The sequence below is a fragment of the Cedecea sp. B1(4) genome (genome assembly GCF_059414925.1).
This window is the reverse complement of record NZ_JCAHMZ010000001.1, coordinates 504,759-522,547: the sequence shown is the minus strand read 5'-3', so window position 1 is coordinate 522,547 and position 17,789 is coordinate 504,759. Positions and strand designations below refer to the sequence as shown.

The 17,789-nt window shown below is 56.6% G+C and carries 17 protein-coding genes and 1 pseudogene; 6 read left to right on the top strand and 12 right to left on the bottom strand.

The genetic code is table 11. The features are described 5' to 3' along the window. Positions 1-3: 3 nt before the first annotated feature. The 5 genes from rsxG (at position 4) to gstA (ending at position 4,775) form a co-directional block, all read left to right on the top strand. A complete protein-coding gene (gene rsxG, locus ACR6JA_RS02610) occupies positions 4-630 on the top strand; it encodes an electron transport complex subunit RsxG (protein WP_039302429.1) in 627 nt (208 codons plus the stop codon). After that, positions 627-1,316 carry an electron transport complex subunit E gene (locus ACR6JA_RS02605; protein ID WP_213715809.1) on the top strand — a complete coding sequence of 230 codons (690 nt, stop codon included), beginning with the start codon at positions 627-629 and terminating at the stop codon, positions 1,314-1,316. The genes rsxG and ACR6JA_RS02605 overlap by 4 nt, the downstream gene beginning before the upstream one ends. Beyond that, on the top strand, positions 1,316-1,951 hold the full coding sequence (gene nth / locus ACR6JA_RS02600; protein WP_494493512.1) for an endonuclease III: 636 nt from the start codon (positions 1,316-1,318) through the stop codon (positions 1,949-1,951). The genes ACR6JA_RS02605 and nth overlap by 1 nt, the downstream gene beginning before the upstream one ends. Positions 1,952-2,557: 606 nt before the next feature. After that, the gene (dtpA, locus tag ACR6JA_RS02595) at positions 2,558-4,063 is read left to right on the top strand and encodes a dipeptide/tripeptide permease DtpA (RefSeq protein ID WP_494493511.1); all 1,506 of its coding nucleotides are present in this window, start codon (positions 2,558-2,560) and stop codon (positions 4,061-4,063) included. 109 nt (positions 4,064-4,172) lie between these two features. Next, complete coding sequence (gstA, locus tag ACR6JA_RS02590) at positions 4,173-4,775, top strand: glutathione transferase GstA (protein WP_273971099.1); 603 nt, start codon at positions 4,173-4,175, stop codon at positions 4,773-4,775. A gap of 47 nt (positions 4,776-4,822) precedes the next feature. Here the strand turns inward: gstA and pdxY are convergent, their stop codons facing one another. From pdxY to anmK, 5 genes are all read right to left on the bottom strand, one after another. Continuing rightward, on the bottom strand, positions 4,823-5,683 hold the full coding sequence (gene pdxY, locus ACR6JA_RS02585) for a pyridoxal kinase PdxY (protein ID WP_008456431.1): 861 nt from the start codon (positions 5,681-5,683) through the stop codon (positions 4,823-4,825). 78 nt (positions 5,684-5,761) lie between these two features. Then, positions 5,762-7,036, bottom strand: coding sequence for a tyrosine--tRNA ligase (gene tyrS, locus ACR6JA_RS02580; RefSeq protein ID WP_085541816.1), 1,275 nt, complete (start codon positions 7,034-7,036; stop codon positions 5,762-5,764). A gap of 140 nt (positions 7,037-7,176) precedes the next feature. Next, positions 7,177-7,833, bottom strand: coding sequence for a pyridoxamine 5'-phosphate oxidase (gene pdxH / locus ACR6JA_RS02575; RefSeq protein ID WP_008456433.1), 657 nt, complete (start codon positions 7,831-7,833; stop codon positions 7,177-7,179). A gap of 57 nt (positions 7,834-7,890) precedes the next feature. Then, entirely contained in the window at positions 7,891-8,214 is a 324-nt protein-coding gene (mliC, locus tag ACR6JA_RS02570; RefSeq protein ID WP_494493510.1) for a C-type lysozyme inhibitor, read from the bottom strand. Positions 8,215-8,305: 91 nt separating this feature from the next. Continuing rightward, entirely contained in the window at positions 8,306-9,430 is a 1,125-nt protein-coding gene (anmK, locus tag ACR6JA_RS02565; RefSeq protein ID WP_213715805.1) for an anhydro-N-acetylmuramic acid kinase, read from the bottom strand. Positions 9,431-9,721: 291 nt separating this feature from the next. On the opposite strand from anmK, the gene ACR6JA_RS02560 reads away from it, so the two are divergent. After that, the gene (locus ACR6JA_RS02560) at positions 9,722-10,186 is read left to right on the top strand and encodes an outer membrane lipoprotein (protein WP_008456437.1); all 465 of its coding nucleotides are present in this window, start codon (positions 9,722-9,724) and stop codon (positions 10,184-10,186) included. A gap of 47 nt (positions 10,187-10,233) precedes the next feature. On the opposite strand, the gene ACR6JA_RS02555 is transcribed toward ACR6JA_RS02560, so the two are convergent. The 7 genes and pseudogenes from ACR6JA_RS02555 to ACR6JA_RS02525 form a co-directional block, all read right to left on the bottom strand. Beyond that, positions 10,234-11,127 carry a transporter substrate-binding domain-containing protein gene (locus tag ACR6JA_RS02555; RefSeq protein ID WP_494493509.1) on the bottom strand — a complete coding sequence of 298 codons (894 nt, stop codon included), beginning with the start codon at positions 11,125-11,127 and terminating at the stop codon, positions 10,234-10,236. Between the two features lies 1 nt (position 11,128). After that, positions 11,129-11,902 (bottom strand): amino acid ABC transporter ATP-binding protein, encoded by a 774-nt coding sequence (locus ACR6JA_RS02550; RefSeq protein WP_494493508.1) that lies wholly within the window; start codon positions 11,900-11,902, stop codon positions 11,129-11,131. Next, positions 11,886-12,812: an amino acid ABC transporter permease gene (locus tag ACR6JA_RS02545; protein WP_494493507.1), complete on the bottom strand. Its 927-nt coding sequence runs from the start codon at positions 12,810-12,812 to the stop codon at positions 11,886-11,888. Before ACR6JA_RS02545 ends, ACR6JA_RS02550 begins: the two co-directional genes overlap by 17 nt. 9 nt (positions 12,813-12,821) lie before the next feature. Continuing rightward, complete coding sequence (locus tag ACR6JA_RS02540) at positions 12,822-13,331, bottom strand: GNAT family N-acetyltransferase (protein WP_494493506.1); 510 nt, start codon at positions 13,329-13,331, stop codon at positions 12,822-12,824. Positions 13,332-13,341: 10 nt separating this feature from the next. Continuing rightward, positions 13,342-15,608, bottom strand: a pseudogene (locus ACR6JA_RS02535) (NtaA/DmoA family FMN-dependent monooxygenase). A gap of 47 nt (positions 15,609-15,655) precedes the next feature. Then, entirely contained in the window at positions 15,656-16,777 is a 1,122-nt protein-coding gene (locus tag ACR6JA_RS02530; RefSeq protein ID WP_494493505.1) for an amidohydrolase, read from the bottom strand. Continuing rightward, positions 16,774-17,775: an LLM class flavin-dependent oxidoreductase gene (locus ACR6JA_RS02525; RefSeq protein WP_494493504.1), complete on the bottom strand. Its 1,002-nt coding sequence runs from the start codon at positions 17,773-17,775 to the stop codon at positions 16,774-16,776. Before ACR6JA_RS02525 ends, ACR6JA_RS02530 begins: the two co-directional genes overlap by 4 nt. Positions 17,776-17,789 lie beyond the last annotated feature (14 nt).

Here is a 17,789-nt window from a genome sequence, read left to right as displayed (position 1 = left end):
GCTATGTTTAAAACAATGCAAAAACATGGCGTAGCCCTGGCGCTGTTTGCCGCTCTGTTTACCGGGCTGACGGCGCTGGTCAACGAACTCACCAAACCGACAATTGCCCAGCAATCGGCGCTGCAGCAAAAAATGTTATTTGATCAGGTGATTGCCGACGACGTCTACGATAACCCTATTCAGGACAGCTGCCTGGTGGTGAAGGACTCCCCGCTCGGCAAAGGCGCCCGACATATTTATGTGGCGCGTAAAGGCGATAAGCCCGTTGCTGTTGTCATGGAAGCCACCGCGCCGGACGGCTATTCTGGTGCTATACAGATTCTGGTTGCCGCCGATTTTAACGGCACCATCCTCGGTACCCGCGTGACCGAACACCACGAAACGCCGGGGCTTGGGGATAAAATAGAACTGCGTCTCAGCGACTGGATCACCCACTTTGCTAACAAACGCATTCAGGGCAGCAATGATCCGAGCTGGGCGGTCCAAAAAGACGGCGGGCAGTTCACGCAATTTACCGGGGCAACCATTACCCCGCGCGCGGTAGTCAATGCCGTTAAGCGCGCTGGCCTGTTTGCAGAGACCCTGCCCGCGCAGCTCAACGAATTGCCGGCCTGTGGAGAACAACAATGAGCGAAACAAAACGCGTCCTGGTAAACGGGCTGTGGAAAAATAACTCGGCGCTGGTTCAGCTGCTGGGCCTTTGCCCGCTGCTGGCCGTCACCTCCACCGCCACCAATGCCCTCGGACTTGGGCTGGCGACCACGCTGGTACTGACGCTGACCAACGGGACAATTTCCGCCCTGCGCCGCTGGGTGCCCGCTGAAATTCGTATTCCGGTGTATGTGCTGATCATTGCCTCGGTGGTCAGTATCGTGCAGATGCTGATCAACGCTTATGCATTTGGGCTCTACCAGTCGCTGGGGATCTTTATCCCGCTCATCGTCACCAACTGTATCGTCGTTGGGCGAGCCGAAGCCTACGCGGCAAAAGCCAGCGTGCCTTATGCCGCGCTGGATGGGTTTGCCACCGGGCTGGGCGCGACCAGCGCAATGTTTGTTTTAGGCTCCATTCGCGAGATTATTGGTAACGGCACCCTGTTTGACGGCGCGGACGGCCTGCTTGGCAACTGGGCGAAAGTGCTTCGCATTGAAGTCTTCCATACCGACACGCCTTTCCTGCTCGCCATGCTGCCGCCGGGCGCCTTTATTGGCCTGGGTATGCTGTTGGCGGTAAAATACCTCATTGATGAAAAAATGAAGGCACGTCGCGCCCGCGAAAGCGCCACCGCCGTAGCAGGCAATGCAGAGAAGGCTTAATGAATAACAGCAAGCGCGTTGAGATCCTCACCCGCCTGAGAGACAACAATCCTCATCCGACAACCGAACTCAATTTCAGCAGCCCTTTTGAGCTGCTGATTGCGGTTCTGCTGTCCGCTCAGGCCACCGACGTCAGCGTCAACAAGGCGACGGCAAAGCTGTATCCTGTCGCCAATACCCCGGCGACGATGCTGGCGCTTGGTGTAGACGGCGTAAAGGAGTACATCAAAACCATCGGCCTGTTTAACAGCAAAGCGGAGAATGTGATCAAAACCTGCCGCATGCTGCTTGACCTGCACGGTGGCGAAGTCCCTGAGGAGCGGGCGGCGCTTGAGGCGCTGCCGGGCGTAGGCCGTAAAACCGCCAACGTCGTGCTGAACACGGCCTTCGGCTGGCCAACGATTGCCGTCGATACGCATATCTTCCGGGTGTGTAACCGCACTCAGTTTGCTGCCGGGAAAAACGTCGAGCAGGTAGAGGAAAAACTGCTGAAGGTGGTTCCGGCAGAATTTAAGGTCGACTGCCATCACTGGCTGATCCTCCATGGCCGCTATACCTGCATCGCGCGTAAGCCGCGCTGTGGCTCATGCATTATCGAAGATCTCTGCGAATTTAAAGAGAAGGTTGACGCCTGATAGCCTCGCCCGGGTCTATACCGGGCTTCCTCTGAACTTCCCTGCCTAAAAACTACCTGAGTTGCACACTTTTATCCCATGAATAACGCAGTGAGATTTTATATTGTTCGTTGATTAACCGGCTAACCAGGTTAATCGTTTTTTTGCGATAAGAAATTTCTATAAATTTGTGATCTGCATCACTTTGATAACTTGAGGTTGCAAAAAGGTAACGAAATCAGCACTAACGCCTTGCTATCGTTAGCAATAATGGATCTACGGCCATACAATAGGCCAGACATATTGAATATAGCGGTCATTAACACTGCACTTCAGCTTTAAAAGCAGAATATATAACTATAATGTTAAAAAATCGCTTTGAAAAAAGACAAAAAATCGTTAATAAATGAATTGGTAAAATTTAACGCTGAATAACAATTCACCTGATGGCGTATTATCTCGCCATGGATATATGTAACAGATTATTACAAACCCCTTGCCTGCAACCCGTGGATAGTGAACATTACCCCCCGTTTTTCCTTCCTAATAACAAGAAAAATGCTTACCCATGCGGTAAGGCATTAGTAAGCCCCTTAATTAAAGCGGGATGTAAAAAAAGAGGTATATGTGTCGACTGCAAACAAAGAACCAGCAGAAAGCGTTAGTCTAAACGCCTTTAAGCAACCTAAATCGTTCTACCTGATTTTCTCTATCGAACTCTGGGAGCGTTTCGGCTATTACGGCCTGCAAGGCATCATGGCCGTTTACCTGGTCAAAATGCTGGGCATGTCCGAAGCGGACTCCATCACGCTGTTCTCCTCCTTTAGCGCCCTTGTTTATGGCCTGGTCGCGATTGGCGGCTGGCTGGGCGATAAAGTCCTCGGCACCAAACGCGTTATCATGCTGGGTACCATCGTACTGGCTATCGGCTACGCCCTTGTGGCCTACTCCGGCCACGACGTGAGCGTGGTGTATATAGGGATGGCGACCATCGCCGTAGGTAACGGCCTGTTCAAGGCTAACCCTTCCGCGCTGCTGTCAACCTGCTATGAGAAAGACGATCCGCGTCTGGACGGTGCATTCACCATGTACTACATGTCCATCAACATCGGCTCCTTCTTCTCTATGCTCGCTACTCCATGGCTTGCGGCGCAGTATGGCTGGAGCACCGCGTTCTCCCTGAGCTTCGTGGGCATGCTGATTACCCTGGTGAACTTCATCTTCTGTAAGAAGTGGGTGAAGAACTATGGCTCCAAACCTGACTTCGCACCGGTGCACTTCGGTAAGCTGATGGCAACCATCGCCGGCGTTGTAGTGCTGATTGCCGTGGCAACCTGGCTGCTGCACAACCAGGGCATCGCTCGCGCGGTACTGGGCCTTGTTGCGTTGGGTATCGTTATTATCTTCGCGAAAGAAGCTTTTGCGATGAAAGGCGCGGCTCGCCGCAAGATGATCGTGGCCTTCATCCTGATGGTTGAAGCTATCGTCTTCTTCGTGCTTTACAGCCAGATGCCAACCTCCCTGAACTTCTTCGCTATTCGCAACGTGGGCCACGAAATTCTGGGCATCACTTTCGAAGCCGAGCAGTTCCAGGCGCTGAACCCGTTCTGGATCATGATTGGTAGCCCGATTCTCGCCGCTATCTACAACAAAATGGGCGACCGCCTGCCGATGCCGCACAAGTTCGCAATCGGGATGGTGCTGTGCTCCTTCGCCTTCCTGGTTCTGCCGGTTGGCGCGAAGTTCGCTAACGAAGCGGGTATTGTGTCCGTAAACTGGCTGATTCTGAGCTATGCGCTGCAGAGTATTGGTGAGCTGATGATCTCCGGCCTGGGCCTCGCAATGGTGGCACAGCTGGTACCACAGCGCCTGATGGGCTTCATCATGGGCAGCTGGTTCCTGACGACTGCGGGTGCAGCAATCATCGCCGGTAAAGTTGCAGGCCTGATGGCGGTGCCGGAAAACGTGACTGACCCGCTGCAGTCTCTGGAAGTGTACGGTCGTGTCTTCATGCAGATCGGTATCGTCACCGGCGTGATTGCCGTGCTGATGCTGCTGACCGCACCGAAGCTGAACCGCATGACGCTGAGCGAAGACAAAGCCGATAAGGTTAACGAAACCGCTACCGCGTAATTTCGCCAGGAAAAATGATTATTTAGCCGCCGGCCTCACAGCTGGCGGCTTTTTTTTTCACTGCGTCCGCACTAACATAAGTTATCTTAGCGCCCTAAAGGAGTTCGTCATGAAACTGTATTTCAAGCCCGGTGCCTGTTCCCTCTCTCCACACATTATCCTGCGTGAATCTGGCCTGGACTTTTCGCTGGTGAAAGTTGACCTCGCGACCAAGCGCACCGAAAACGGTGACGATTTTCTCGCCATTAACCCCAAAGGACAGGTGCCCGCTCTGGTACTGGATGACGGCTCTCTGCTGACCGAGGGCGTGGCTATCGTGCAATACCTGGCGGATAAAGTGCCAGATCGCCATCTGCTGGCCCCAGCAGGCAGCATGACTCGCTACCACACGCTGGAGTGGCTGAACTATGTGGCAACCGAGCTGCATAAAGGCTTTTCTCCGCTGTTCAACCCGGCAACCCCTGAAGAGTTCAAGGCCGTGGTTCGCAAGCAGATGGAGAAGAAATTCCACTATGTGAACGAGTCGCTGCAGGACAAGCAGTGGCTGATGGGGGCCCGCTTCACCGTGGTGGATGCCTACCTGTTTACCGTGCTGCGCTGGGCCTATGGTCTGAAGCTGGATCTGGCCGGGCTGACAAATATCGAAGCCTACGTTGAGCGCATGAAGGCGCGCCCGGCGGTGTCTGCGGCGCTGACCGCCGAAGGGATTTAAATCAGACCTGGATAGCAAAACGCCCTCAAATGAGGGCGTTTTTTATTTCAGAGCTTCACCGCGGTGAAATAGTGTTCGGGTTTGGCAATCCCGTCCTGAGCCGCGACCAGCTGCAGTTCATACTCGGCCATACGCTTGGTGACGACCATAATGTCGTACACCGCCGCCGTAACGTGCTCCAGCGCTTCACGCAGCGTTGCACCCTGCAGCAGCTTAACCAGCAGCAGGCCGCTGGTCACGTCACCCACGCCAACCGGCTGGCGCTCGCCAAAGTCCACCAGCGGGCGATGGATGTGCCAGGCTTCGTCCGCCGTCACCAGCAGCATTTCAAAACGATCCTGCTGGTAGCCTGCGCGAGCCAGGTGCTTCACCAGTACAATTTCCGGCCCTTGAGCAATCAGCTCCCGGGCCGTTGCCACGGCTTCGTCCACGTTGTTTACGCTGTGGCCGCTGAGAATTTCCAGCTCAATCAGGTTCGGCGCGATGATATCGCTGGCAGGCATGGCGTAGCGCGTGTGGTATTCCGCCACGCCAGGCGCCACGATACAGCCTTTTTCCGGGTGGCCCATCACCGGATCACAGAAGTATTTTGCCTTCGGGTTAGCCGCTTTTACCTGACGCACTATGGAAAGAATATGTTCGCCCTGCTCAGCCGAGCCCAGATATCCGCTCAGAACCGCATCACAGCGCTCCAGTTGGCCGATATTCGCAATCCCCTGCACAATCTCGCTCAGGTGGCTGGCGGGCATCACCGTGCCGGTCCATTGCCCGTATTGCGTGTGGTTGGAGAACTGCACCGTGTTCAACGGCCAGACGTTGGCGCCCAGGCGGCGCATCGGGAATTCGGCGGCGCTGTTACCGGCGTGACCAAATACCACGTGGGACTGGATGGCAAGAATGTTTTTCATTTTCGACTCAGGTATCGCCAGGTGTTGTGCTTGCTAAAAAAAAGCACGGCATAAGCCGTGCTTTTCTATTCCGATAACTTATTTCCAGCAGACGAGGCAGTAGTTCTTTTTACCGCGGCGCAGCAGGGTGTAACGGTTAAACAGAATGTCGCCTTCGGTGAAGGTGTATTCCGGGTCAGACTGTTTTTCACCGTTGATGGTGATTGCGTTCTGCGAGATGGTTTTACGCGCCTGGCCACGGGATGGCTGCAGCTCGGAATCCACCAACGCCTGTTGCAGGTCGGCACCGCGATCCATTTCAACCATCGGCACGCCGTCCTGAGCCAGCTGCTCAAAGTCGGCTTCGCTCAGTTCACTCAGGTTGCCGTTAAACAGGCTGGCAGTAATGCGCTTGGCCGCGGTCAGACCTTCTTCACCGTGCACCAGACGGGTGACCTGCTCGGCCAGCACGTACTGGGCGCGAGGTGCCGCTCCGCTGTTTTTGTCTTCTTCTTCCAGGGCATTGATCTCTGCAATGTCCATAAAGGTGAAGAACTTCAGGAAGCGATACACATCGGCATCCGCGGTGTTGATCCAGAACTGGTAGAACTTGTACGGGCTGGTTTTCTTCGGATCAAGCCAGACCGCGCCGCCTTCGGTTTTACCGAATTTGGTGCCGTCGGATTTAGTGATCAGCGGCACGGTCAGGCCGAAAGCCTGCTGCTGATGCAGACGGCGGGTCAGATCGATACCGGAGGTGATGTTGCCCCACTGGTCAGAACCGCCAATCTGCAGCACCACGCCGTGCAGTTTGTTCAGGCAGGCGAAGTCGTAACCCTGCAGCAGGTTGTAAGAGAACTCGGTGAAAGAGATCCCCACGTCGTCGCGGTTCAGACGCTGTTTTACCGCTTCTTTGTTAATCATCTGGTTAACAGAGAAGTGCTTGCCGATGTCACGCAGGAAGGTCAGCACGTTCATGCTGCCGAACCAGTCGTAGTTGTTTGCGGCGACGGCAGAATTATCACCGCAGTTAAAGTCGAGGAACGGCGCAACCTGACGGCGGATTTTTTCCACCCACTCCTGCACGGTATCTTCGGTGTTCAGCTTACGCTCAACGGCTTTGAAGCTTGGGTCGCCGATAAGACCGGTGGCGCCGCCCACGAGGGCAACCGGCTTATGGCCTGCTTCCTGAAAGCGTTTCAGGCACAGCAGTGGAACCAGATGGCCCAAATGCAAGCTGTCGGCGGTCGGATCGAAGCCGCAATAGAGTGCAATTGGCCCTTGCGCCAGTCGCTCTGCTAACGCATCCTCATCCGTCACCTGGGCCACCAGGCCCCGCTCTTGCAATTGTTTGATCAAATTGATGTTCGACATCAAATTCTCCATCTCTAATACGACTGCACCTTTGCCGGTACACGGCTTTTCGCCCACTGGCGAAAGAATTCATTTTTTAGGGGACATAGAATAAAGGGCTGGCGCAGTTAGCACCAGCGCTTAAGGTGAAAATCCTGACTTTACGGCGCGAGGCGGTCTATTTTCCAGGCAGTTCCGTCGCGCTGGTAGAGGAAGCGATCGTGCAGACGGTGTTCGCCCCCCTGCCAGAACTCCATCTGGTCGATGCTGACGCGGTAGCCGCCCCAAAAACTCGGCAGCGGCACTTCCCCCTGCTGAAACTTCTGTTTCAGCTCGAGGAATTTGCTTTCCAGCACGCCGCGCGCGGATATGCGGCTCGATTGCTTCGATACCCAGGCGCCTATCTGGCTGTCCTTCGGGCGGCTGTGGAAGTATTTCAACACTTCGAGGGTGGATAACCGCTCGGCGGTGCCCTGCACCATCACCTGGCGCTCCAGCATATGCCACGGGAAATGCAGGCTAACGCGGGGATTGTGTTCGATGTGGTGCGCCTTGCGGGAGCCCAGATTGGTGTAAAACACCAGCCCTTTTTCATCAAAATGCTTTAGCAGGACGATGCGTTGATACGGCTGGCCGTTTTCGTCAACCGTGGCCACGACCATGGCGGTCGGGTCGGCAAGTTTGGCTTCGCAGGCCTGTGCCAGCCAGCGTTCAAAAAGCGGCAGCGGCGTGTCGGTGAGATCGTGGCGGCGCAGGCCACCTTTGGTGTATTCGCGGCGCAAATGCGCAATCTGTTGCAAAGAGTCGTTATCAGACATGGCGTTACATCAGGCTATCCTCGGGTGAAGCTATTGTGCTCTCCACCCTGAGAAATCTCAACGTTTGGCCGTCTGTCGCTGGCAATTATTCAGCACGATAGTGTCTTTGCGATAGACGGTTGCGCTGTCGCCCTTCGACCAAAAGACATACACGCCATCGGTATAACGTGCGCCGGACGCGGAAAGCCCCTGAGTCAGGTTCAGCATCTGGTTATCGTAGACAAAGCTAACCTGCTGTTTGTCGTTATTCAGCTTCACGGTGAGCGGTTTTTCATCGCACTGATACGCCAGCGTATCGGTATGCATTTTTTCGAGAAAAGCGTTGTAGTAACTACAGCCGGCGAGCAGCATTGGCAAGGTGGCAACGAGCAGTTTTTTCATCTGAGTATCCTGAAGATCTTGTTATCCCTGGAGGGCATGCGCCCTCCTTAACGCTAGCAGTTTAGCGGCTGCGGGATGAAGATAATTTCAGTTAACTCTGATTATGACGCGGATTAGCAGGATAAATGGCACCGAGGATGGTCGGCTCAGAGGCACCGGTTACCGAAGGCAGGTTGCCCGGCAGGCCGGACATTGTTCGGTAGGCCAGCCATGCAAACGCCAGCGCTTCCATATCGTCCCCGCTTATCCCAGCTTCATCGGTCGTCGTCACTTCCGTACCCGGCAGCAGCGCAGCGAGGCGCGCCATCAGAAGCGGGTTACGGCTGCCTCCGCCACACACCATGAGACGTTCACACCCGCCGCTCAGGAGTACCTGCTCGGCGATAGTTGTCGCCGTCAGTTCAGTAAGCGTGGCCTGCACATCTTCTCCGGCAAGCGCCGGGAACATCGCAAGCTGGCGCTCAAGCCAGCCATAGTTAAAGTATTCGCGGCCCGTACTTTTGGGCGCAGGTGCAGCGAAGTAAGGATCGCTCAGCATTTGCTGCAATAAAGGAAGAACGACTTTGCCCTGGCTCGCCCATTCAGCGTCTTTATCATAGCCTTTTCCACGCTGCCGCCAGATCCACGCATCCATCAGCATATTACCGGGCCCGGTGTCGTAGCCTCTCACCGGCTGATCTGGGATCAGCAAAGAGAGGTTGGCAATGCCGCCGATGTTGAGCACCATTCTGCGCTCAACCGGATGCGCAAGCAGCGCCTGGTGAAACGCCGGCACCAGCGGCGCGCCCTGCCCGCCAAGCGCCATATCGCGGCGGCGAAAATCACCGACGACGGTAATACCGGTCAGCGCGGCAATATGGTTGTTGTCGCCAATTTGCATAGTGTGGGCGGCCTCGCCCTGCGGCTCATGCCAGACGGTTTGCCCGTGGCAGCCAATGGCCGTGACGTCTTCAGGCCGCAGCCCTTCGCGCTTAATAAGGATTTGCACCGCCTCGGCGAACAATTTACCCAGCCGGTTGTCCAACTGGCCTAGCTGGGACAGCGTGAGTTGCTGCCCCTGGCAAACGGCAAGAACCGCGTTTTTGATGGCCAGCGGCATCGGGTGGCTGTAGCTCGCCTGCTGAACGACCAGATATTCGTCGATAGCAGCCAGCACCACATCGATACCATCCAGACTGGTGCCTGACATCACGCCTATATAACGACCTGACTTCATCCGTCACTCCTTATTCTCGCCGGGGCGGTAAATTAATGTGGTTAAACTAGCACGCAATATTATGATTTATTAATAATTTTAATTAATAATCTGTGTCAGTCGCGGCAGAAAGCAGTACGGCATTTAAGCCAAACTCGCACAGCGCGGCGGTTTAATTGTTGTTAAAGACATTTGATTTACTATTTTTACAGGATTGTTGTAGAACAAACATGAACTATGGCCAGGAATTGCCATATAATTTAGTCATAACGGATGCTCACCGAGCGTTGATGGTTCACAGGAGAGGTACAAATGATTTCACGTATTTTGGCAGTTTCACTGGTTGCTTTCACCCTTGCTGGCTGCGCCAACGAAGGGCTGTCCGGCGATGTTTACAACGCGTCTGAAGCTAAACAGGTAAGAACCGTGACCTACGGTACCATTACCCACGTTCGCGCGGTGACAATCAAAGGCAGCGACAGCAATAGCACTATCGGGGCTATCGGCGGTGCGGTACTGGGTGGCCTGTTGGGTAACACCGTCGGCGGTGGCACCGGACGTACTCTGGCAACCGCAGGCGGCGCCGTAGCCGGTGGCCTGGCGGGTGATGCCGTCGGCGGCGCAATGGGCAACAGCAAAGGCGTTGAGCTGGAAATCCGTAAAGATGACGGCCAGACCATCATCGCCGTGCAGAAACAGGGTGACACCCGTTACTCCGTTGGCCAGCGTGTAGCCATCTCCGGCAGCGGCAACAACATCACCGTTGCACCTCGCTAAGACAACATCGCCAAATGATTTAAGGCCCGCATAGCGGGCCTTTTCTGTTAGTACGTAATGCCGGGCGGATTCACCTCCGACTGGGCAACTTCTTCCCCCTGTTCCCCCCACCGCGCAAGCACCTGCTGATACTCTCCCCGCTGAATAGCGCCATCCAGCGCCGCCTGCAGGGCGTACACCAGCCCGTTGCCCTTTTTCGTTGTCGTCGCCACATAGGCCTTTTTCGGCCCCAGCCCGACCACCCGCGTGGTGCCGGTTAGTGCCGCTTTATAAGCCGTAATTGACTGCGGCCCAAAGAACACGTCGGCCCGGCCAGACTGAATATAAAGGTTGGCGGAGGCATCGTCGGTCACATACACAGGCAAGGCGGGCTCGCGCCCGGCACCTTCGTTTTCTGCATTCCAGCCTAGCAAAATACGCTCCTGATTTGTGCCTGACCCGACGATAACCTTCCGCCCGGCGAGATCTTCTGCCTTAGCGATAGACTGAATCGGGCTGCTGGCCTTCACCGCAAAAGAGAGCGAGTCCACGCGATAGGTGGCAAAATCAAATTTCTCTTTCCGCTGCTCCGTCACGGCAATGTTTACCAGCGCCACATCATAGCGCCCGGAGGTGATGCCCAGCGGCCAGTCTTCCCACGCGGTCGGCACCAGCTTCAGTTTCAGGCCAAGGCTACCGGCCAGCAGGCGGGCTATGTCCGGGTCGCTGCCTACGCGCGTGCGGTTATCGCTGGCCAGCAGCGCCAGCGGCGGAGAGTTAAGCGCGGAGATCGCCACCGTTAATGTACCGGGCTCGACAAACCTGTAGCCTGCGGGGATTTTGGCAATCGCCTTTTCATCCCGCGCCACGCTCAAAGGCTTTTCATTGGCAACAAGGTCAATATTCCTCTGCGCGGACAAAGCGGAAAAAGAGACCAACAGCGCGATAAATCCATATTTCATATCACAGCACCTTCGATAAAAACTGACGGGTGCGCGGATGCTGCGGGCGATTCAGCACTTCGTCGCTGCTTCCCTGCTCAACAATCTTGCCGTCGACCATAAACACCACCTGATCGGCCACTTCCCGTGCAAAGCCTATTTCATGCGTGACGACTACAAGCGTCGTGCCCGAACGGGACAGTCTTTTAATCACGTCCAGCACTTCGCCAACCAGCTCAGGGTCAAGCGCTGACGTTGGCTCATCAAACAGCATCACCCGTGGGCTCAGCGCCAGCGCGCGGGCAATGGCAATACGCTGCTGCTGCCCGCCGGATAAATGCCGCGACCAGGCATCGGCTTTATTGCGCAGCCCGACGACGTCCAGCAGGTCATACGCACGCTCAATCGCCTCTTTACGGCTCAGCTGTTTATGGGCCACCGGCGCTTCAATCAGGTTTTCCAGCACCGTCATGTGGGGAAACAGATTGAAGTTCTGAAAGACATAGCCCACGTTGGCCCGCTGGCGTAGGATCTCCTTTTCTTTCAGCTCGTACAGTTTGTCCCCTTTCAGGCGGTAACCAATGTAATCGCCGTCAATCTGGATGTAGCCTTCGTCCACCCGCTCAAGGTGGTTGATGGTGCGCAACAGCGTAGATTTACCGGAGCCGGATGGCCCGAGGATCACCGTCACCGTGCCTGGCGGGATCTCAAGCGAGACATCATCCAGCGCCTTATGACGACCGAAATATTTGCTGACGCCGGTAATGGAAATATGGCCGTTATGAGAGGTTGGCATGGACCGGCTCCTGGGCAACGGGGGCTGTGGACGGCGCAGCGCTGCGGGCGGTGCGCGTTTGGTTGATGGCGGAGCGGCGTTCGCTGCGGGCGAGCGAGCGTTCAACCAGGTACTGAATCACCGACAGTACGCTGGTGATCACCAGATACCAGACCGCCGCCACCATCAGCAGCGGGATCACCTGCTGCGTGCGGTTGTAAATCATCTGGATGGTGTAAAATAGTTCCGGCATCGCCAGCACGTAAACCATCGCCGTGCCTTTGGCGAGGCTGATGATTTCGTTGAACCCGGCGGGCAGGATCGTGCGCAGCGCCTGCGGCAAAATAATCCGCACGGTACGCCGCCACGCGGGCAGGCCTAACGCTGCGGCGGCTTCGTATTGCCCGTGATCCACCCCCAGAAAACCACCTCGAACAATCTCTGCGGTGTAGGCGCTCTGCACCAGCGTCAGCCCCACTACTGCCGTCGAAAACTGCCCCAACACGTTAATCGTGTCGTAGCTGCCCCAGACGATGCTGGTGAAAGGCAGCCCAATCGACAGCGTGTCGTACAGGTAGGAGAAGTTGTAGAGCACGATCAGCACGACAATCAGCGGCAGGGAGCGAAAGAGCCAGATGTAACTCCAGGCCAGGCTGCTCAACAGCCAGGAAGAAGAGAGTCTTGCCAGCGCGAGTAAGCCCCCGAGCACCACGCTCAGCGCCGTGCCCAGCAGCGTTAACAACAGAGTTTGCCCTAACCCCTCCAGAATGACCGGATCAAAAAACCAGTGGGCAAAAACACCCCATTCCCAGCGAGGGTTAAACGCGACGGATTGCACCACCACCGCCAGCACAAACAGAGCAACCACTGCCCCCACGGTGCGCAGCGGGTAACGCGCGGGCACCACTTTAATGGTTTCAGACGTTTTCATCGTCACTCCTCAGGCCGTTTTACTCAGGCTTTCCAGCGCTAAGATTTTGGTGAACCGTAGCCGCCCGTCGTAGGGCGGCAGGCTGAACGTTTCGGGGTCAACCTCCAGGCTGAACTGCGGATCGTAGCCCTCGCTCAGATAAAGCCTGACGGCCTCCGGCTGACGAAAGCCGGTGGTGAGATAGATGCGACTGTAGCCAGCCTGAAGGGCCAGACGCTCCAGTTCGCGAACCACTCGTCCGGCCAGGCCCTGCTTGCGCAGCGTACTTTTCGTCCAGATACGTTTGATCTCGGCGGTTTGCTGGTCGTAGGGCTTGTAGGCCCCGGTGGCAATAATTTCACCCTCGCGCTCCAGCACGATAAAAATGCCCTGCGGCGGCAGATACCATTCGGTCAGCTCCACTTCGGCATCACGGGAGAAAAAATCCCCGTAGCGGGCGGCATACTCGCCAAAAAGGCCGCGAATGATCGGCTGCAGCTCTGGCGCTTCTGGGGATAAAACGCGAAAATGTTCGCTCATGTGCGCCTCCTCAATCGCCTAAACCGGCAGGGTTAACTTCCGAGGCAGGAATACGTTCCACGTCCTCACCCCAGCGCTTTAAAACTTTGTCGTAATCGCCCTGCTGAATCGCGCCGTTGAGCGCCGTCTGCACCGGTTCTACCAGGCCACTGCCTTTTTTCAGCGTCACCGCGATGTGTGCCGCTTTTGGCCAGCCGCCGTCCACGCTGCCCACCAGCTTTGTTTTACCGGTCAGCGCTGCTTTCCATGCCCCGGTGACATTAGGCCCAAACCAGGCATCGGCTCGCCCGGACTGCAGAGCCAGCGTGAGCGCGGCATCGTCTTTGGTGTAGACCGGCGTAAACGGCTTCAGCCCTTTTTTCTCGTTTTCCGCATTCCACGCCAGCAGGATCGCTTCTTGATTGGTGCCGGACCCAACGACGATGCGCAATCCGGCGATATCTTCCGCGTGGGCGAGCGATTTAATCGGGCTGCTGGACTTCACATAAAAGCCCAGCGAGTCTTTGCGGTAGGTGGCAAAATCGAACTTCTCTTTGCGATCTTTGGTGACGGTAATATTGCTGATCGCGGCATCATATTTCCCGGAAGCTACGCCGAGCGGCCAGTCCTCCCAGGAGGTCGGGACCACGTTCAGCTCCAGCCCAAGACTGTCGGCAACCAGGCGGGCAATGTCGACTTCGCTGCCGAGCAGGGTTTTATTGTCATCAGAAAAAACCGTCAGTGGCGGCGAATTGAGCGCCGCCACTGCCACGGTAAATTTACCGGGAACGGCAAATCGATAATCTTTAGGCAGCTGCGCGATGGCCTGAGGATTTTTAGCGGTATTGATCGGCGCTTTGTTGGCTTCCAGGCTGACGCCGGTGCCGTTGATGGTCACGTCGTTCGCCCAGGTAAGCGGCGTCCACGCCAGCGCAATAGCCAGCAGCAGGGATGTTTTTTGCATAGTTTTTCTCTTTATTTGTTTTATTTGCCGTAGCGATTTTTGGGTTGCGCAAGGTCAAAGCTTTCGCGCAGCGTGGTGCCGGGGTATTCGGTGCGGAACAGGCCGCGCGCCTGAAGTACCGGTACAACCTGCTCCACAAAACGCGGGAAGGTGTCCGGGGTGCCGCCCTGGATGATGAATCCGTCTGCCGCTCGCTCGTCAAACCACTGTTGCAGGCCGTCCGCCACCTGTTCCGGCGAACCGGAAAAACGCGGTCTTGGGCTGGCGGCTTCAAGCGCGACCTGGCGCAGGGTTAACCCGCGCTCGCGGGCGTTGCGTTTGATCTCATCGGTGGTGCTGCGGAAGCTGTTCTGGCCCAGTTCGCCGATATCGGGAAAAGGCTCGTCCAGTGGGTACTGGCTAAAGTCATGGTGTTCGAAATAGCGGCCCAGGTAATTCAGGGCATCGCTGACGGAGACCAGCGCGGCGGTGGTCTGATACTGCTGCTCGGCGTCCTCGGCATCCGTGCCAACGATGACGCTCACCCCCTGGAAAATGTGCAGCGAGTCAGCCTCGCGGCCTTGCCCTTCCAGTTGGTTTTTCACATCCCGGTAAAAGGCTTTTGCCTCATCGAGCGATTCATGGTGAGTAAAAATGGCATCAGCATGTTTTGCCGCCAGCTTTTTGCCGTCTTCCGAGGCTCCGGCCTGGAACAAAATTGGTCTGCCCTGTGGCGTGCGGCCAATGTTCAGCGGCCCCGCGACCTGGAAGAAATCCCCCTGATGATTGAGCGCGTGCAGCTTTTCAGGGGCGAAGAACTGCCCGCTTTCTTTATTGCGCACAAAAGCATCTTCTTCCCATGAATCCCAGAGCCCTTTTACGACGTCCAGATATTCATCGGCGATGCGGTAGCGCAGCGCGTGTTCAGGATGCTGGGTTCTGGAGAAGTTTTTAGCCGATCCTTCCAGCGGAGACGTGACCACGTTCCAGCCCGCGCGGCCGTTGCTCAGATGATCGAGACTCGCAAACTGGCGCGCCGTGGTAAAAGGGTCGCTGTACGACGTCGACAATGTCCCCACCAGGCCCAAATGCTTCGTCACGCTCGCCAGGGCAGATAATACCGTCAGCGGCTCAAAGCGATTTAAAAAGTGCGGGATAGATTTTTCGTTAATATAAAGTCCGTCGGCCACAAAGATAAAATCCAGCTTCCCCTCTTCCGCCTTGAATGCCGTTTGTTTGACGAACTCAAAATTAATACTGGCATCGTCTACCGCAGCAGGATGGCGCCAGGCCGACATATTTCCCGACGCGCCATGTAATATCGTACCCAGTCTTAATTGTCGTGTTGCAGACATGCCTTATCCTTATGCGGAACGTTAAAATCCGCCGTCGCTGATTAGAGTTAAAGTTGTTGTAGCGCCGATTGGGCTAACCGGGCGAAATAACGGGCTGCGGGTTCAATCAGTCTTTCATCGGGATCGAAGGCCGGATGATGAAGCCCATAGCGGCTGTCGCTGCCGATGCTGACAAACGCGCCGGGAATATGCTGGAGATAAACCGCAAAATCTTCGCCGCCCAGATGCAGATCGGCATGATGCGTGGCGTAACCTTCCGCGGCAGCAACTTCACTGGCAAAGGCTGCCCAGCGCTCATCGTTAACCAGCGCGTCAGGCCCCAAATGCCAGGTGACGTCGATTTCCGCCCCAAAGGCGCTGGCAAGACCGGCCGCAATCTCAATAACGCGAGCTTTAACCGCCTCTCGCACGCTGGCACTGTGGGTGCGCAGCGTACCTTCCAGCTCAACGCTTTCCGGCAGCACGTTCCAGGTGTTACCGCCCGCAATACGGGTAATGCTCAATACGGCTGAATCCAGCGTGTTGACCTCCCGGCTGGTGATACTTTGCAGCAGGGTAACTAATTGGCTGGCAAGCAATATCGCGTCTTTGCCTTCATGCGGGCGCGCCGCATGCGCGCCTTTGCCCCGCACCTGAATGACCAGCCGGTCAACATTGGCATAGAACGGGCCGCCGCGTGTGGCAAACGCCCCGACAGGCAGGCCTGGCTCATTGTGCATGCCAAAAATGGCGGAGATCCCCTCCAGCACGCCGGCCTTGACCAGCGTGGTTGCCCCACCGAAACGCTCCTCTGCGGGCTGAAACAGAATGCGAACCCGGCCGTTAAGCTGCGCTTCGTTCTGCTTAAGCAACAGCGCCGCGCCCAGCATCACGCTGCTGTGAACGTCATGTCCGCAGGCGTGCATTACCCCCGGATTCTGCGAACTAAAGGCCACGCCGCTGGCTTCTTCAATGGGCAGCGCGTCGATATCAGCCCGCAGCGCAATAGCGTTCTCCCCTTCGCCAATTTCCGCCACTACACCGGTGTGAAGCGAATACGGCAGCAGGCGGATACCCGCGCTTTGCAACCAGTCGCAGATGCGCGAAGTGGTTGCCACTTCTTCAAGGGATAATTCCGGGAACCGGTGCAGCTCGCGACGCCAGTCGATCAGTTGCTGAGCAAACGTCATACAGCCACCTCCGCAGCCGCATGGGCCTCTGCCAGCAGCTGCAGCGAAGCCAGACGTTCTGCTCCTTCTGCCACCGGCGTATCAATAATAAATTCATCGATGCCGTACTCTTCGTGCAGCGCCTGCAGCGCTTCCCGCACCGCCTCAGGCGTGCCTTTGAACAACGAAGGTTCACGGCGCGTCAGGCTACGCAGCGTACTGCCGGACTGGCGGGCAAAGCTGTGGGCCTGCTCTTCGCTTGCCACGCTCACGCGCTGGCCGTTTTCAAGCTCCACGCCCCAGATTTCCACCTGTCGGGCAAGCTCTTCTGCGCGGCCTGCATCCCGTGCCACGATAGCCTGTACGGCCACCAGCACGTCGCGGCGGCTGTTCTTTTTCCAGTCAGTCACTACGTCGCGCAGCAGTGTTTTATCGCCGTTTAAATGGGCGGCAAAAACAAAGTTCCAGTCCAGGCTGGCCGCCAGCCTGGCGCTTTGCAGGCTGGCGCCTAATAAAAAGCCTTCCGGGCGCTGGGCCGGTAGCGGCGTGGCGCGAACGCTTTCGTCCGTCGCGGGTTCACGTCGCGAGAGCCAGTCATCGAGCTGCGTGAGCTGTTCATCAAAGCTGCCTTTTACCGCCGGCGATTGCCCGTGCTGCAGCGCCTGCGTCGAAAGCGGCAAGCCCCCCGGCGCTTTACCGACGCCGAGATCGATGCGGCCAGGCGCAAGGGACGACAGCAGATTGAAGTTTTCGGCCACTTTGTAAGGGCTGTAATGCTGAAGCATCACGCCGCCGGAGCCCACGCGAATCCGGCGAGTCTGCCCGGCAATCCAGGCAATCAGCACTTCCGGGGAAGGGCTGGCAAGCTGGGGCGTGTTGTGGTGCTCAGCTAGCCAAAAGCGGTGATAGCCCCAGGTTTCTGCCTGCTGCGCGAGATGCAGCGTACGGGCCAGGGCATCCGACGCGCTGTCGTTGGGCGCAAGCGGACTTTTATCCAGGATACTGATGCGATAAGACATAATGCAGGCTCATT

Excerpts from the sequence above, each read along its gene's own strand:
- pdxY (WP_008456431.1), bottom strand. The coding sequence starts at position 5,683 with ATGAAAAACATTCTTGCCATCCAGTCCCACGTGGTATTTGGTCACGCC.
- ACR6JA_RS02550 (WP_494493508.1), bottom strand. The coding sequence starts at position 11,902 with ATGCCAACCTCTCATAACGGCCATATTTCCATTACCGGCGTCAGCAAA.
- anmK (WP_213715805.1), bottom strand. The coding sequence starts at position 9,430 with ATGAAGTCAGGTCGTTATATAGGCGTGATGTCAGGCACCAGTCTGGAT.
- ACR6JA_RS02545 (WP_494493507.1), bottom strand. The coding sequence starts at position 12,812 with ATGAAAACGTCTGAAACCATTAAAGTGGTGCCCGCGCGTTACCCGCTG.
- ACR6JA_RS02525 (WP_494493504.1), bottom strand. The coding sequence starts at position 17,775 with ATGTCTTATCGCATCAGTATCCTGGATAAAAGTCCGCTTGCGCCCAAC.
- rsxG (WP_039302429.1), top strand. The coding sequence starts at position 4 with ATGTTTAAAACAATGCAAAAACATGGCGTAGCCCTGGCGCTGTTTGCC.
- ACR6JA_RS02560 (WP_008456437.1), top strand. The coding sequence starts at position 9,722 with ATGATTTCACGTATTTTGGCAGTTTCACTGGTTGCTTTCACCCTTGCT.
- ACR6JA_RS02530 (WP_494493505.1), bottom strand. The coding sequence starts at position 16,777 with ATGACGTTTGCTCAGCAACTGATCGACTGGCGTCGCGAGCTGCACCGG.
- ACR6JA_RS02540 (WP_494493506.1), bottom strand. The coding sequence starts at position 13,331 with ATGAGCGAACATTTTCGCGTTTTATCCCCAGAAGCGCCAGAGCTGCAG.
- pdxH (WP_008456433.1), bottom strand. The coding sequence starts at position 7,833 with ATGTCTGATAACGACTCTTTGCAACAGATTGCGCATTTGCGCCGCGAA.
- ACR6JA_RS02555 (WP_494493509.1), bottom strand. The coding sequence starts at position 11,127 with ATGAAATATGGATTTATCGCGCTGTTGGTCTCTTTTTCCGCTTTGTCC.
- nth (WP_494493512.1), top strand. The coding sequence starts at position 1,316 with ATGAATAACAGCAAGCGCGTTGAGATCCTCACCCGCCTGAGAGACAAC.
- gstA (WP_273971099.1), top strand. The coding sequence starts at position 4,173 with ATGAAACTGTATTTCAAGCCCGGTGCCTGTTCCCTCTCTCCACACATT.
- tyrS (WP_085541816.1), bottom strand. The coding sequence starts at position 7,036 with ATGTCGAACATCAATTTGATCAAACAATTGCAAGAGCGGGGCCTGGTG.
- mliC (WP_494493510.1), bottom strand. The coding sequence starts at position 8,214 with ATGAAAAAACTGCTCGTTGCCACCTTGCCAATGCTGCTCGCCGGCTGT.
- ACR6JA_RS02605 (WP_213715809.1), top strand. The coding sequence starts at position 627 with ATGAGCGAAACAAAACGCGTCCTGGTAAACGGGCTGTGGAAAAATAAC.